Origin of the sequence: Mycobacterium sp. IEC1808, from assembly GCF_002101935.1 — a bacterium.
Classification (GTDB): Bacteria; Actinomycetota; Actinomycetes; order Mycobacteriales; family Mycobacteriaceae; genus Mycobacterium.
The window spans coordinates 1-13,159 of sequence record NZ_LQPV01000026.1 but is presented as its reverse complement, the minus strand read 5'-3'; the positions used below and the strand labels follow the sequence as shown (position 1 = coordinate 13,159).

Sequence of the window (13,159 nt, the reverse complement as noted above, 5' to 3'; positions counted from 1 at the left end):
CGTGGCGCGGCGGTCAGTGTCCCCACCGCGCGGACGCCTCGGAGGCCGCTTGGTGCGCCAACTGCGCGCGGCGCAGCGACTCTTGCGCCCTGCGCCGCGCGATCGACACAGTCTGCTCGGTCGCGCCGAAACCTTCGGACAGATCATGGCGCCGGCGCTGGAGTTCGGCCGCGCGCTGCCGTGCCGCCTCGGCGCGAGTGGCCGCGTTGTTGGGCCGGCGGTCGATAGCTGGGTTCTTCGTCACCGCTGGCTGCGACCTCGGCGGCGTTGGCGACCGGTCCTTGGCCGGTAGCGGTGCCCCGCTGACGACGTCGCCCAGGACATGCCCGATCTGGTGAATCGGCAGCACGAAATCGGCTCCCGCGCGCGCGGCCGCGATCGGCAGCGACGGGTACTGGGCGGTGTCCGGGCTTTGGGCTATCACGATGGCGCCGGCCTGCTTCATCGCGATGGTTCCGACGGCGCCGTCCTGCCCGGAGCCCGATAACAACACCGCCACGCTGCGCGCTCCGTAGGACTTGGCGACCGACGCCAGCAGCACGTCGAAGCGGCGCTCCAGCAGCGCCACCATCTTGTGGAGGCGACAGCGACCGTCCGGCGTCATCTCAAGGTGGACACCCGGCGGGCAGACCACCACCTGACCCGGCACTACGGCCTGCCCGTCCTGTGCCCAGCTGACCCGATGGGCGGTCTGCCGGCGCAAGATGGTCGGAAGCACGCTGGAAAGGCCGCCGAGGTGCTGCTGCACGACGACCGCGGCCGCAAATTCCGTCGGCAAGTCGTGCAGGACGATGGACAGCGCGTCCAACCCGCCGGCCGACGCGAGCAGCACCACCAGCTCAACCGGCGGATGTGCCTCGGAATTCGTCATGCCCCCAGTCTCCTCCCTGCGGGGGCCTCGTCCCAGTCCACGCCCGTGGGTCCGCGATGCGAAACGCCGGCGCCTCGGACGAAGCGCGCGAAGTCCGGCGTTTCGCCGGCCGTTAGCCGGGTAGCTCTCTTGAACGGGCCGCGCGCGGTTTGGAGGGCTGTCATGGTGAAGGTTGCGATCGTCTGCGGTGACGACCTCGTCGGCGACGATCCGGCGCAACTTCGTGCCGCGCTCGTGAGCCGAGGGCACGAGGCAACGGTCTACGCCAGGGGTCAGGGCCCGATTCAGGTCGGCCCCGGCGCGCCGGCGCCCGCTGCGGAGGTTCTGCCGTATGTCGGCGACTGGGCGCAGGCACTCGTGCACCTGTGGTCAGCCGACCGGCCGGACGTCGTGCACGCCTACGGCTGGCTGGGTGGGCTGGCCGCCCAGCTGGCCGCGCGTCGGCACCGGATACCGACGGTGCAGAGCTTCCAGGGGCTGGCCGTGACGTCACGCTCCAACGGTGCCGCCGCGCAGCGTGGACGCGAACGAATCGAGCCGTTGCTCGCGCGGGGCGCGACGTGGGTGACCGGCGAATGCACCACCGACGTCGACGTGCTGTCCCGGCTACGGCACAGCAGGGTTCGGGTGTCGAGCCTGTGCAGCGGTGTCGACGTCGAGCGATATAGCCCGGTGGGCACCGCGGCGGCGCGCAATGGCCGTCTTCGCATTCTCTGCATGGCGCCGGACCCGTTGTTGGGCAACGGGTTCGACGTTGTCATTCGGGCACTGCCCAAGATCGTGGGCGCGGAGCTGGTGATCGCCGAGACTGCTGCCAGCGAGCCCGCCCACGACCGGGCGCGGGCCCAGCTGGAGCGTTTCGCCGCCGAGTCGGGCGTCGACGACCGGGTCCGCTTCGCGGGCACGGTCGGCGACGATGAACTTCCGTCGCTGCTGCGCTCCGCCGACGTGGTCGCGTGCACACCCCGCCAGCCGCCGCGCGCGACGCCGGTATTGCAGGCCATGGCCAGCGGAGTGGCGGTCGTCGCGGTTCCAGTAGGCGTCCTGACCGACGCGGTGGTGGACGGCGTGACGGGGCTGGTGCTGGCGCAACGCAGCCCCGCCGCGGTGGCCTCGGCGTTGAGAAACCTTTTGGCTCAAAGCTTTCAGTGTGACAGCATGGGCGCCGCGGGGCGAAGTCGCGCGGTCTCACGCTTTTCCTGGGACCGGATAGCGCTCGACGCGCAGCACATTTATCGGCAACTCGCCTCGCAACCGTCGGGGCCGGCCGCGGTCGTGGTGGACGGGGCGACGGCGCGGCGAGCGGCCGCCCGATCATGACGACCACCGCCGACGGCGCGGTCGGCATAGCGGGCGAACCCGACGAGATCCAGGTCGACCTGCGCCCCGCCGTCGCGCGCGGCCCGGCGCCGGCCCAGGGCGCGGCGGCGGTCCGGTACGAGCAATTCCGCACCGTCCAGCCCGACGCCATGCGCCGGTTCTTTGCCGGCGCGTATTCCCCGGGCTGGCGCGTCAGCGGCCTCACGACCCGCTCGGCCCTCACCTATCGGCAGTGCGCGGTGGATTCGTTGACGATCGACGAAGTGCTGGTCCACGGTCCGGCGATCTTCGAAATCCCGCCCGCCGAAACGGTTGTCGTGATTCAACCCCGCGCCGGTTCCTTGACCGTGACGGGTGGACCGTTCCCGAATGTCGACTGCCCCGTCCTGGTCGCCCACGGCTTGTCGTGCGCGCTGCAGGTGAACAGCGCGCGGTTCGATGTGGTGACCATCGCGCCCGAAGCGTTGCACAAGATCACCATGGACTGGCGCTCGCCGCCGTCGCAGCGCATCCGGTTCCTCAACGGGCGCCCACGGTCGCGGGGCGCCGTGCGCGCGTGGCATCGGGCGCTTGATTACGTGACCGCCGCATTGGCCGCGCCGGACACAGCCCAGCAGCCGATGATCGTGGCCGCGATGGCCCCGCTCCTGGCGGGCGCGCTGCTGGAGTGCTACCCGTCCAACGCGACCGAACAGGACCTGGCGGGTGACCCCTCGCTGCCCGAAACGCTGAAGGAGGCGGTGGCTTTCATCCACCGGCATGCCGCCGCTGACGTGAGCATCAACGACATCGCCGGGGCCGTGCACCTGACACCCAGGGCGGTCCAATACCTTTTCCGGCGCCAGCTCGACACCACTCCTACCGAGTACATGCGTCGCGTGCGGCTGCATCGCGCGCACCAGGAGCTGCTCGCCGGTGAGCGCGCCGGCACCACCGTCACCGAGATCGCGCAGCGTTGGGGCTTCGCGCACACCGGGCGCTTCGCCGTGCTATATCGACAGACCTACGGCCAGAGCCCCCACACCACGCTCAAACAGGTCAGGTAACGGCTCTACCGGCCGCCGGGTTCTGAGCGGCGCATAGCATGGGCCGAATGGTCGAGATTCACGTGGAACGAACGATCGCCGCACCCCTGGAACAGGTCTTCGACTGGCTGGCCGACCCCGCAAATCTGGCCGCCGCTCCGCTGGTTCTCAAGGCCGGTTATGCGAAGGATTCGCCCGGCCACGGCGCGGGCGCGGTGCGCGAGGTGATCGGCATCGGCACGTGGTTCCGGGAGGAGATCACGGCCTACGATCGGCCGGGCGGCTATTCATATCTCATCGTTCGGTCGTTTCCGCCGTTCAACCACGAGGGCGGCACGTTGACGTTCACCGGCTCGGGGGACGGCACCCACGTGGACTGGCTGAGCAACTACACCCATCCCGCTCTGGCTGGGGGCAAGCTGCTGGAGGTGGTCAGCTATCGGCTGCTGCGCTCGAGTTTCCTTGCCATCCTTGATGCCTGCGCGAATGCGCTCGAGACCGAATAACCGCCCTCATCCGCTCAGCCGGTGCATCACTTCGCCCGCGGCGTACCGCCCACTGACCATGGCGCCGGTCACGGTGGCCGGATTGTTGACGCCGACGGCCTCACCCGCCAGGTACAGCCGATCGCCGATCGGCTCGGCCAGCTGGCGCCGATCGGCGAGACCGGAACCGGGCGCATGAAACGAATACGAGCCGAGGGCGTAGGGGTCGACGGACCAATTCGACGTCCGCACGTCGACCGCGGCGCCGTCGCCGCCGAACAGCTGGCGCGCGATCGGCAGCGAGCTGGCGATGAGGTCGCCCGGCGCGGCCGACTCCGCCCACCGGCCGCGCTCACCGGCGTTGAACGCCAACACGATTGGGCCCGCTCCGCTCGGCAGCGTGAACCATTGTGACCAAACGCCGGGCTGGCTGCCGATGTACTGGTAGAAGGCGTTCTCTACGTCCCACGTTCGCCGGGCGAAGCGAAAGTAGCTCTTGGACAGCACGCCGAATCCCAGCGCTTGCACGGCCTTTCGATGTTCGTCCGGAAGCGGCGGGTCGAAGGCGATCGCGCCGGACTTGAGGACTCCCAGGGGCACGGTGACGATCGCGGCGGGCCCCTCGAACGACCGGTCGCCGGTCCGCACGACGACGGAGCTGTCGCGTCGGGCGATCGCCGTGACCGGCGTCTTGAGTTGGATCCGGAGGCCCTCGGCAAGCAGCCGGGGCAGGGCGTCGTAGCCGTTGGTGATCACGTCCTGGTCGCCGTCGGCGTACTCGCCGCGGTCAAAGGTCTTGGCGGACAGCTGATCCACGCCTGCGGCGTATTCGTTCTCGATCTCGGAGGTCAGGTAGAAGGCCAATTGGGCGCGGTCGGAATCGGCAAGCTCGGCGCGGGTCGCCGCAGCGTCAACGGCGGCGCCCAGACTGCCGTCGTCCACGCGGCCGCGCGCCCGTTTCACGAAGGTGCGCCAGGTCTGCGGGTCGTAGGCCAGCGGGGGGAGCCGCGGATCGACGGCCAACTTCGCCCATCCGTAGTAATCGGTGGCGGCGAGCTGCGCGCGCGCCCTTTGCGCCAGCTCCATCACCGGATTGTCCGTGGTGCCATGGATCCAGGACGCGCCCATCTCGAGCGGTGCGCCCCAGCCCCGGTCGGTGTACACCCGGCCGCCGATGCGGTCGCGGGCCTCGATGACGCGCACCGGCCATCCCGCGTCGGCCAGGCTGCGGGCGGCGGACAGGCCGGCCATGCCGGCGCCGACGACCAACACCGCCTTGCTGTCCGGCGCGGGCGGCGGGCCCGAGCCGCAGCCGGCCGTCAGCCCGCCGCCCACCAGGCTGGTCGTGGCCGCGAAGAACTCCCGACGGGACATCGGGTACACGGCTGTCAGCGTCTCACAAGTTGTTGCACGATCGTGCCCGAAATCGCCGCGCGTAATGGGCCGTTTTCAGCAGTTCGTGCTTGAGGTAGGGCTACACTTCGCCTACATCCGGAACTGGCGATGGGGCCGTGTTCGAAGGGGGAACGGCGATGAGTGCCGAGCTGCCACCAAGCCGCACCCTGACCGTGCGAGCGGCCGACGGGACCGCGCTGCACGCCGAGGTTTTCGGGCCGCCCGACGGCTATCCGATCGTCTTGACGCACGGGATCACGTGCGCGATCCGCGCCTGGGCCCACCAGATCGCCGACCTAGCGACCGAATACCGTGTCATCGCGTTCGACCATCGCGGCCACGGGCGCAGCGGCGTGCCCCGGCGCGGCGGCTACAGTCTCGAACACCTTGCCGCCGACCTGGATTCGGTGCTCGAGGCGACGCTGGCGCCGCGCGAGCGGGCCGTGCTGGCCGGCCACTCGATGGGCGGCATCGCCATCGCCGCGTGGTCGTCCCACTACCGCGACAAGGTCCGCCGGCGCGCCGACGCCGTCGCGTTGATCAACACCACCACCGGGGACCTGGTGCGCCAGGTGAAATTGCTGTCGGTGCCGCGCGAACTCTCGCCGGCAAGGGTTTTGGCGGCCCGGGGCCTGATCACCGCTTTCGGCGGGTTCCCCCTGCCGGCCGCGGCCCGGATCCCGAGCCGCTACGTGGTCGCGATGCTGGCCGTCGCCAGGGACGCCGACCCGGACGCCGCGCGCGTCGTCTACGAGCTGTTCGCGCAGACCTCGCCCGCCGGGCGCGGCGGCTGCGCCAAGATGCTCGTCGATGCGCTGGGGTCGCGCCATCTCGAATTGGACGGGCTGACCGTGCCGACCCTGGTGATCGGCAGCGAGCGCGACCGCCTGACACCGATCGGCCAGTCCCGCAGGATCGCGCGGACCGCGCCCAACGTCGTAGGCCTGGTCGAGTTGCCCGGCGGCCACTGCTCGATGCTCGAACAGCCGCGCGAGGTGAACCGCCACCTGAGGGCCCTGGTGGAATCGGTGACCCAGGACGCACGGGTGCGCCGGATCAGCTCATAGCAGAGCGGCGATCTCGGCGGCCGCCCGCTGCCCGGACCGGACGGCGCCGTCGAGGAATCCGGTCCACTCGTCCGCCGTCTCGGTGCCTGCCCAGTGAATCGGCCCGACCGGCGCGCGCAACCACGGCCCGAATCGCGTCCACGAGCCCGGCGGCACCGCGGCGGTCGGGCCGCCTGGAGCGAAATCCTCTGCGCCCCAACGCTGATCGACGTAGTCGAGGGGTTTGAGCGCGTCGTCGCCGAACAGCGACGCGAAACAACGCAACGTGTCGCGGCGGCGCTGCTCGCTGGGCAGCGAGTCGAACGCGCGGGCATCGACGAAGCCCATCAGGATGCCCGGGCCGTCGGGGTGCGGGCTGACGTCGAAGGTGATGAACACCGGGCCCTGGTCGGACAGCGACTGCCCGGAAAACCCGTCGGCGCGCCAGAACGGCGTCTCGTAGGCGGCGTACGCCTTGCTGAGCCGGCCCTGCGGCCAGTTGGCAGCGAGCTGCTCATATTCAGCCGGCAGCGGGGGAGCGAACTCAATCGACGCGCGGTGGGCCGGCGGGATCGCGACGATGACGAACCCGGCCTCGGCCGAGCCGGCGTCGGTCGTGACGGTGACCCCCGCCCCGTGCCGCTCGATGCGCCGCACGGGTGCGCCCAACACCACGCGCGCGCCCAGTTCGGCGGCCGCGGCCTCGGCGATCTGCTGGGTGCCGCCCGGGAAACGATCCTGCTGGGCGCCGTTTTCGACGTCGAGCAGCGGGTCCAGGCCGCCGGCCGCGTGCACGTAGCGGGCGGCGTGCAGCATCGACACCTCGTCCGGTTCGCACCCCCACGTCACCCGGGCCACGATGGCCATCAGGTCGTGCGACGACGCGGACGCGCGCACCGAGCGCAACCACCCGCCCAGCGACATGCCGTCCAGCTCGCGCGCCCGGCGGGCGTCCCAGGGTGCCGCCACCGGGACGCTGCGGGCGATCCGCTCGAATTGCCAACGGAGACGGCCGATGTCGAGCAGCCCGGTCAGCGACACCCTGGGGATGGTGCCGCGGTACGGGCGCGCCCAGCCGCGCCAGTGGATCACGTTCTTGCCGTCGTGGTGAGTGGGAATGGTCGGCACCTCGAGCTCGGCCGCCAGCGCCAGGACGGCGGTTTGGGTCGGGCCGACGAAAGTGCCGCCCAGATCGGCGGGCAGCCCGGCGACGCTGCCGGTGAACGAGCGCCCGCCGACCCGGTCACGCCCCTCGAACACCAGCACGTCGTGGCCCTGCCGCGTCAGCTCGCGCGCGGCGGCCAGCCCGGCGAATCCGGCACCGACCACGACGACGTCGACGACCGGCGGCGGCTTTGTCACGTCGTCTAGTCAACCGCATTTTGACGCTTTCGTAGGATAAATTTCGCTTGCCGGTCTAAGTAGCTGCTCAGGAAGGTCGATGAAGGTCTTCACCGCGTTATACGGGCCGGTCGACGCGGCCGGGCGCGCGCGGGCGCTGCGCGACGCCGGGGCCACCGGGGTCGCCACCTTCGAGGGGCGGCACGACGTGTTCGCCCCGCTCACGCTGGCCGCCACGGTGGGCGGGCTGGACCTGATGACCAACGTGGCCATCGCGTTTCCGCGCAATCCCATTCACCTGGCGCACCAGGCCAATGATCACCAGCTGCTGAGCGGCGGGCGCTTCTTCCTCGGCCTCGGCACCCAGATCCGCCCGCAGATCGAGAAGCGATTCGGCGCGCCGTTCGAGCACCCGGTGGCCCGCATGACCGAGTTGATCGCGGCCCTGCGCGCGATCTTCGAGGCATGGAATACCGGCGGCCGCTTGGACTTTCGCGGCGATTACTACCGGCACACCCTGATGACGCCGACGTTTTCCCCCGGCCCGAATCCGCACGGTCCGCCGCCGATCTACGTCGGCGCGCTGGGGCCGCGGCTGACCCGGGCCACCGCCGAGCACGCCGACGGCCTACTGGTGATGCCGTTCGGCACCAAGCGGTTCCTGCACGAGCACACGATGCCCGCCGTGCGCGACGGCCTGCGGGCCGCAGGCCGGCGGCCCGAGGAGTTCGCCGTCATTCCCGAGATCATCGTGTCGGTCGGCTCCGAGCCGGGGGCCGACGCGAGCACCCGGCGGCTGCTCGCCTTCTACGGGTCGACCCCCGCCTACCGGCCGGTGCTGGCCGCCCACGGCTGGGAGGAGCTGCAGCCGGAACTCAACGCGATGTCCAAACAGGGCCGCTGGGAGGAGATGGGCGGGCTCATCGACGACGAGGTGCTGCACACCATCGCCGCCTGCGGCACGCCCAAGGAGATCGCCGCCCACATTCGGGATCGCGTCGACGGCGTGTCGGACACCGTGTGCCTATATCAGCCGTCGCCTATCGCGGTGGAGACGCTGTCGGAGATCGTCGACGAACTGCGCGCGTCGGGTCGAAAAGGCTAGGGCGCGACCGTCAACCAGTCCTTGAAGCCCGACGGGTCGTGGCGGCCCAGCGCGCCGTGCTCGTACAGGCCCCAGCCCTCCACCGGATCCCCGTCACCGTCGCGGCACACCGCGCGGCCCACGTGGTCGATGACGCCGAAGCCGGATCGCGCGACGATGGCCGGGTCGGTCATGTCGTAAGTCAGCCGCTCGACGAACTTTTCGCCCTTCCACATGCCGTGCAGCCAGTCCGAGTCGCCGCCGTAGCCGCCGCCGACGTGAATCGGCACGGGCAGCTTGGATTCCACGTCGAAGTGCACCGGGGTGCCGTCCGGCGCGGTCGCGTCGATGGTGGCCCCGGTCGGGATGCGGGTGCCCGAGCGGTAGTGGATTTTCACCCGCGGCCAGCCCAGCTGCTCGACGCGCCCGTCGCGCCACACCCGGGTGCAGTCGTTGAGCGACCGGAACCCGTTGGGCTCCTCCTGGATGATCAGCACGATCGCGAACTCGTCGAAAGCCATCGGCACGTAGAGCCACCACATCCCCTCGAACGGCGGATCGGCGGGCCGGCCCGCGGGCTCGGGTTCGCCGATCGGCCGGATGCCCCAGGACCGGTCGCGGCTGCCCAGCCAGGTCGCGGGGTCGACGGCGATCTCCTCGCCGTCGATGGCGATGCGCCCGCTCCAGGAACCGAGCTGGGCGAACCGCTGCGCGTCCAGGGTCACCCGGTTGCCGGAGCGCATCAGGTGCGGCTGTTCCTGCACGACGTCGAACAGGCCCTGCCACGTGAGATCGGCTGCGATGCCCTCGGTTTCGTCGAGGACCAAACGCAGCTTGCGCAGCGGTTCGCTGACCTCGATGCGGTAACCGTTGACGTTCTGGTTCAGCCGGTCCTGGTCGATGGCGTCGGACAGGTGCACCGCCGTCTGCGTGTCCCCGCGCCGGACGAGGAAGAACGCGTCCTTGACGCCGAGGTTGGGGTAGTAGCCGATGCCGCTGATCACGAAGATGTCGCCGGTGCGGTCGTGGGCGTTGAAGTAGGAGCGGTCGTAGAAGTTGCGGTCCGAGGAACCGGCCCACGCGATCGGTTGGGGAACCTGATGTACCGGGAACTCGTCAAGCGGGCCAAGCATTACTGATCCTCTCCGATGAGGCTGTCATCGATTAAGCGCCGCATCAATCCGGCGTGGTAGAACAGCGATTCGACATCGTCGGGCTTCTCGGTCTCGCCGAAGTGCACCCGGCGCGCGCCGGTGCGCATGAACACGCAGGCCCACATCACCCCGGAGTAGACGTAGAACCAGCGCAGGTCGCCCACCTCGACCCCGGTGAGCTGACGATAGGTGGCGCGGACGTCGTCCTCGCGCATCACGTCCGGCAACCCGGGCAGCGTCGCGAGGCCCGCAAGTTCCTGAAACACCATGTGCGCGTAGATCATCCACGCGATATCGAGCTCGCGCGGCCCCAGGGTCACCATCTCCCAGTCGAGCACTGCCACCGGCGCGAAGTTGCGGTACAACACGTTGCCCACCCGCGCGTCGCCCCAGAGCAGGACGGGCTCGGCCGCGGCGGCCTCGTCCGGCCAGTTGTCTTCCAGCCACGCGAAAGTCCGCTCCAGCAGCGGCGATCGGCCGATGTCGGGCACCGCGAAGTCGTACCACTCGCGGACCCAGTTGAAGTGCCGGCGCAGCGCCGTGTCGCCGTCTTGCGAGGAGAGGAACCCAAATGTCTTCTCGGCGTTCGGGATTGCGTGCAACTTGGCCAGCACGCCCACCGTGGCGTCCTGCAGTGCGCGCTGGCGTTCGGCGGGGGCGTCGGCGAACCAGTTGCCGCCGAACGTGTAGGGCATGACGTCGGGCGGCACCTCGCCCTCGACGTAATCCATCACGAAAAAGGGCGTGCCCAGAACGTCGCCGGTGGGCTCGAGCCAGCGCACGCGCGGGACGGGCACGTCGGTGATTTCGCCGACCTTGCGGATCACCTCGAATTGGTGGTCGAGCCGATACGTCGGGAAGACCTGCACGTCCTCGGCGGTCGGCGCCACCCGCGCCACCAGCCGCTGTTCGATCTGTTCGCCGTCCTGTTGCCAGCGTGCAGTCAAGATGATGGTTTCCGACGACATGCCGGTGGCGTCCACGCCGCTTTCGACCGTCACCTGCGGCTTGACCCCGCCAGGCAACACGGTCGACAGCCACTGCGACATCACCGCGGGCAGCTTTGTGACGTCCCGGCTGGAGCGCTGCAGTCGGTCGACTTTGTCCAGCACAGGTTCGTTCGACGTTTTCGACATCAAGGTGCCTCCATTCTTCGAGACTTCCGTGAGGCAATTACGATACGGTAGGTAGCGTTATGAAAGCAGACCCGTCTTACCTTGACAAGGCCCCGGGCGCCGGGCGGCCCCGGGACCCGCGCATCGACTCTGCCATCCTCACGGCGACCGCGGAACTGCTTGTGGAGATCGGCTATTCGAACCTCAGCCTCGCCGCGGTGGCCGAGCGCGCCGGGACCACCAAATCGGCGCTGTATCGCCGGTGGTCGAGCAAGGCGGAACTGGTGCACGAGGCGGCGTTTCCGACGGCACCCACCGCGCTGCAGGCTCCGGCCGGCGACATCGCCGCCGACGTGCGGATGATGATCGAGGCCACCCGCGACGTCTTCACCACGCCGGTGGTCCGCGCGGCGTTGCCCGGCCTGGTGGCCGACATGACCGCCGATCCGGCCCTGAACGCCCGGGTGATGTCGCGCTTCGCCGGTCTGTTCACGGCGGTGCGGGTGCGGCTGCGCGGGGCCATCGACCGGGGTGAGGCGCATACCGACGTGGACCCGGACCGGTTGATCGAGCTGATCGGAGGGGCGACGATGCTGCGGATGTTGCTGCGCCCGGAGGAGCAGCTGGACGACACCTGGGTGGAGCAGACGACCGCCATCGTCGTGCACGGGGTGACGGGATGACGGGGCGACTGGCGGGACGGGCCGCGATTGTCACCGGCGCCAGCCGCGGGCTGGGCCGGGCGATCGCGCTGGCCCTGGCCGCGGAGGGCGCCGCGGTGGCCGTCGTCGGGCGCACCGAACAGGTGTGGGACGACCGGCTGCCCGGCACCATCGGCGAGACGGTCGCCGAGGTCGAGGGGGCCGGCGGGCGCGCCGTGGCGATCCGCGCCGACCTGACCGACCGCGACGACGTCGCGCGGCTGGTGGGCGAGGCGCGAGAGGCGTTGGGGCCCATCACAATTCTGGTCAACAACGCGGCCTTCACCGCGCCCGGCCGGCCACCGGTCCCCGGTTCGCAACCGCGCGCGAAACCGCCCAAGGCCGCCGGCGGCGGCGCCAAGCCCGGCTGGCCGGGGTTCGTCAGCACACCGTTGCAGGCGTTTCGCCGCCATTTCGACATCGCGGTGTTCGCCGCCTACGAGCTAATGCAACTGGTGTGCCCGGACATGTTCGACGCGGGCGGCGGCTCGATCATCAACATCACCTCGGTCGCGTCGCGGATGCCCGGGGACGGACCCTATCCCGACCGCAGCGGCGGCGTCCTGCCCGGTTACGGCGGATCCAAGGCGGCCCTCGAGCACCTCACCCAGTGCGCGGCGTACGACCTGGCCGACCACAACATCGCGGTGAACGCGCTGTCGCCGTCGAAGCCGATCCTCACGCCGGGCCTGGCCTACTACGCCAGCGGCTTCGTCGACACCGCCTCGGCCGATGATTTCGCCCGCGCCGCAGTCGAATTGGCGCTGGTGGATCCGGCCGTGGTCACCGGGCGCACGATCGGGCACCTGAACGTGCTCGACGGCAGCTTCGCACCGTTCAAACTGGGCTAGGCCGGCTTGGATGCCGTGACGCCGTTGATGATCAGCGCGTATAGCCGGTGCCATTGCGGGGGGCGAAACCCCGCGCGCAGTAGCAGCGCCGTGGCGCGGCCTCGGGTGCGGGCCTTGCCGCGCCGGCTGGTGGCCAGGGTCGGCAGCAGCCACAGCGAGAACTGGTCGACGAGCACCAGGTGACCGCCCGGGCGCAGCACCCGCGCGCATTCGACGAGCCCGGCTTGTTGATCCGTCCAGTGGTCGAAGGATGTCGTGCTGACGATCAGGTCGAAGGTGTCGTCGGGGTACTCGAGGTCTTCGGCCACCCCGACCGCGAAGCTCAGCCGAGTGTCGTCGCCGAAAGCCCTTGCGGTAGCAATCATTTGCGGTGCGGCGTCGATGCCGCAAAGTTGCCGGGCGTCCGGATAGCGGCGGGCCAGGGTGCGCAGCAGGTGGCCCGTTCCGCATCCCACGTCCAGCACGCTGCCGGGAGACGCGATGGCCGCCACCGCGAGATCGGCGGTGCGGTCGGTGATGTCATGGTGCAGCTTGCCCCGCCACCCGTGGTCGTACTCGGGCGCGCGATCGTTGTACGCAGCGAGGTCGCGGTGCGGCGGCACGCGTTCAGTGTGGCACCGCGGGTTCACCTGCTCAACGTTCGTTTTCCTCGGGCGGGTCGGGGTCGCCGTGGAGGAGTTCGTCGGGGTGATGCGCGTGGTTGATTTCGGGCGGGCTGGTGCCGTCGGTCCAGGCGAGGCGTCCGGTGTTGGTGACTTCGGTGTGGTAGTC

13 protein-coding genes are annotated in these 13,159 nt (G+C 70.1%); 7 read left to right on the top strand and 6 right to left on the bottom strand.

Annotated elements, in window-relative coordinates; translation table 11 throughout:
- Positions 1 to 13 precede the first annotated feature (13 nt).
- Positions 14 to 871 (bottom strand): chemotaxis protein CheB, encoded by an 858-nt coding sequence (locus tag AWB92_RS16045; protein WP_085187079.1) that lies wholly within the window; start codon positions 869 to 871, stop codon positions 14 to 16.
- 165 nt (positions 872 to 1,036) lie between these two features.
- Here AWB92_RS16045 and AWB92_RS16040 point away from each other — a divergent pair, with 165 nt between their 5' ends.
- From AWB92_RS16040 to AWB92_RS16030, 3 genes are read left to right on the top strand one after another with little or no spacing between them, the layout of a single operon-like run.
- On the top strand, positions 1,037 to 2,191 hold the full coding sequence (locus AWB92_RS16040) for a glycosyltransferase (protein WP_085187199.1): 1,155 nt from the start codon (positions 1,037 to 1,039) through the stop codon (positions 2,189 to 2,191).
- Positions 2,188 to 3,237 carry a helix-turn-helix domain-containing protein gene (locus tag AWB92_RS16035; RefSeq protein WP_085187076.1) on the top strand — a complete coding sequence of 350 codons (1,050 nt, stop codon included), beginning with the start codon at positions 2,188 to 2,190 and terminating at the stop codon, positions 3,235 to 3,237. Before AWB92_RS16040 ends, AWB92_RS16035 begins: the two co-directional genes overlap by 4 nt.
- A 47-nt stretch (positions 3,238 to 3,284) precedes the next feature.
- On the top strand, positions 3,285 to 3,722 hold the full coding sequence (locus AWB92_RS16030; protein ID WP_085187073.1) for an SRPBCC family protein: 438 nt from the start codon (positions 3,285 to 3,287) through the stop codon (positions 3,720 to 3,722).
- Between the two features lie 6 nt (positions 3,723 to 3,728).
- Here the strand turns inward: AWB92_RS16030 and AWB92_RS16025 are convergent, their stop codons facing one another.
- The gene (locus AWB92_RS16025; protein ID WP_085187196.1) at positions 3,729 to 5,075 is read right to left on the bottom strand and encodes an NAD(P)/FAD-dependent oxidoreductase; all 1,347 of its coding nucleotides are present in this window, start codon (positions 5,073 to 5,075) and stop codon (positions 3,729 to 3,731) included.
- Positions 5,076 to 5,233: 158 nt separating this feature from the next.
- On the opposite strand from AWB92_RS16025, the gene AWB92_RS16020 reads away from it, so the two are divergent.
- Positions 5,234 to 6,163: an alpha/beta hydrolase gene (locus tag AWB92_RS16020; RefSeq protein WP_085187069.1), complete on the top strand. Its 930-nt coding sequence runs from the start codon at positions 5,234 to 5,236 to the stop codon at positions 6,161 to 6,163.
- Here the strand turns inward: AWB92_RS16020 and AWB92_RS16015 are convergent.
- Complete coding sequence (locus AWB92_RS16015; RefSeq protein ID WP_085187066.1) at positions 6,158 to 7,504, bottom strand: flavin monoamine oxidase family protein; 1,347 nt, start codon at positions 7,502 to 7,504, stop codon at positions 6,158 to 6,160. The two genes, AWB92_RS16020 and AWB92_RS16015, sit on opposite strands and share 6 nt — an antisense overlap.
- A gap of 79 nt (positions 7,505 to 7,583) precedes the next feature.
- On the opposite strand from AWB92_RS16015, the gene AWB92_RS16010 reads away from it, so the two are divergent.
- Positions 7,584 to 8,588 carry a TIGR03617 family F420-dependent LLM class oxidoreductase gene (locus AWB92_RS16010; protein ID WP_085187063.1) on the top strand — a complete coding sequence of 335 codons (1,005 nt, stop codon included), beginning with the start codon at positions 7,584 to 7,586 and terminating at the stop codon, positions 8,586 to 8,588.
- Here AWB92_RS16010 and AWB92_RS16005 read toward each other — a convergent pair.
- On the bottom strand, positions 8,585 to 9,700 hold the full coding sequence (locus AWB92_RS16005) for a hypothetical protein (protein WP_085187060.1): 1,116 nt from the start codon (positions 9,698 to 9,700) through the stop codon (positions 8,585 to 8,587). The two genes, AWB92_RS16010 and AWB92_RS16005, sit on opposite strands and share 4 nt — an antisense overlap.
- Positions 9,700 to 10,857 (bottom strand): phosphotransferase family protein, encoded by a 1,158-nt coding sequence (locus AWB92_RS16000; RefSeq protein ID WP_085187057.1) that lies wholly within the window; start codon positions 10,855 to 10,857, stop codon positions 9,700 to 9,702. Before AWB92_RS16000 ends, AWB92_RS16005 begins: the two co-directional genes overlap by 1 nt.
- 59 nt (positions 10,858 to 10,916) lie before the next feature.
- Between AWB92_RS16000 and AWB92_RS15995 the strand changes: the two genes are divergently transcribed.
- Together AWB92_RS15995 and AWB92_RS15990 are read left to right on the top strand one after the other, a co-directional pair.
- Positions 10,917 to 11,519: a TetR/AcrR family transcriptional regulator gene (locus AWB92_RS15995; protein ID WP_085187054.1), complete on the top strand. Its 603-nt coding sequence runs from the start codon at positions 10,917 to 10,919 to the stop codon at positions 11,517 to 11,519.
- On the top strand, positions 11,516 to 12,388 hold the full coding sequence (locus AWB92_RS15990; RefSeq protein WP_085187051.1) for an SDR family NAD(P)-dependent oxidoreductase: 873 nt from the start codon (positions 11,516 to 11,518) through the stop codon (positions 12,386 to 12,388). Before AWB92_RS15995 ends, AWB92_RS15990 begins: the two co-directional genes overlap by 4 nt.
- Here AWB92_RS15990 and AWB92_RS15985 read toward each other — a convergent pair.
- The gene (locus AWB92_RS15985; RefSeq protein ID WP_158090383.1) at positions 12,385 to 12,990 is read right to left on the bottom strand and encodes a class I SAM-dependent methyltransferase; all 606 of its coding nucleotides are present in this window, start codon (positions 12,988 to 12,990) and stop codon (positions 12,385 to 12,387) included. The genes AWB92_RS15990 and AWB92_RS15985 overlap by 4 nt on opposite strands.
- Positions 12,991 to 13,159: the final 169 nt, after the last annotated feature.

What these genes read in the sequence shown, in the direction of transcription:
- AWB92_RS16020 (WP_085187069.1), top strand. Translation starts at nt 5,234, where the DNA reads ATGAGTGCCGAGCTGCCACCAAGCCGCACCCTGACCGTGCGAGCGGCC.
- AWB92_RS15995 (WP_085187054.1), top strand. Translation starts at nt 10,917, where the DNA reads ATGAAAGCAGACCCGTCTTACCTTGACAAGGCCCCGGGCGCCGGGCGG.
- AWB92_RS16000 (WP_085187057.1), bottom strand. Translation starts at nt 10,857, where the DNA reads ATGTCGAAAACGTCGAACGAACCTGTGCTGGACAAAGTCGACCGACTG.
- AWB92_RS16035 (WP_085187076.1), top strand. Translation starts at nt 2,188, where the DNA reads ATGACGACCACCGCCGACGGCGCGGTCGGCATAGCGGGCGAACCCGAC.
- AWB92_RS15990 (WP_085187051.1), top strand. Translation starts at nt 11,516, where the DNA reads ATGACGGGGCGACTGGCGGGACGGGCCGCGATTGTCACCGGCGCCAGC.
- AWB92_RS16045 (WP_085187079.1), bottom strand. Translation starts at nt 871, where the DNA reads ATGACGAATTCCGAGGCACATCCGCCGGTTGAGCTGGTGGTGCTGCTC.
- AWB92_RS16025 (WP_085187196.1), bottom strand. Translation starts at nt 5,075, where the DNA reads ATGTCCCGTCGGGAGTTCTTCGCGGCCACGACCAGCCTGGTGGGCGGC.
- AWB92_RS16010 (WP_085187063.1), top strand. Translation starts at nt 7,584, where the DNA reads ATGAAGGTCTTCACCGCGTTATACGGGCCGGTCGACGCGGCCGGGCGC.
- AWB92_RS16005 (WP_085187060.1), bottom strand. Translation starts at nt 9,700, where the DNA reads ATGCTTGGCCCGCTTGACGAGTTCCCGGTACATCAGGTTCCCCAACCG.
- AWB92_RS16030 (WP_085187073.1), top strand. Translation starts at nt 3,285, where the DNA reads ATGGTCGAGATTCACGTGGAACGAACGATCGCCGCACCCCTGGAACAG.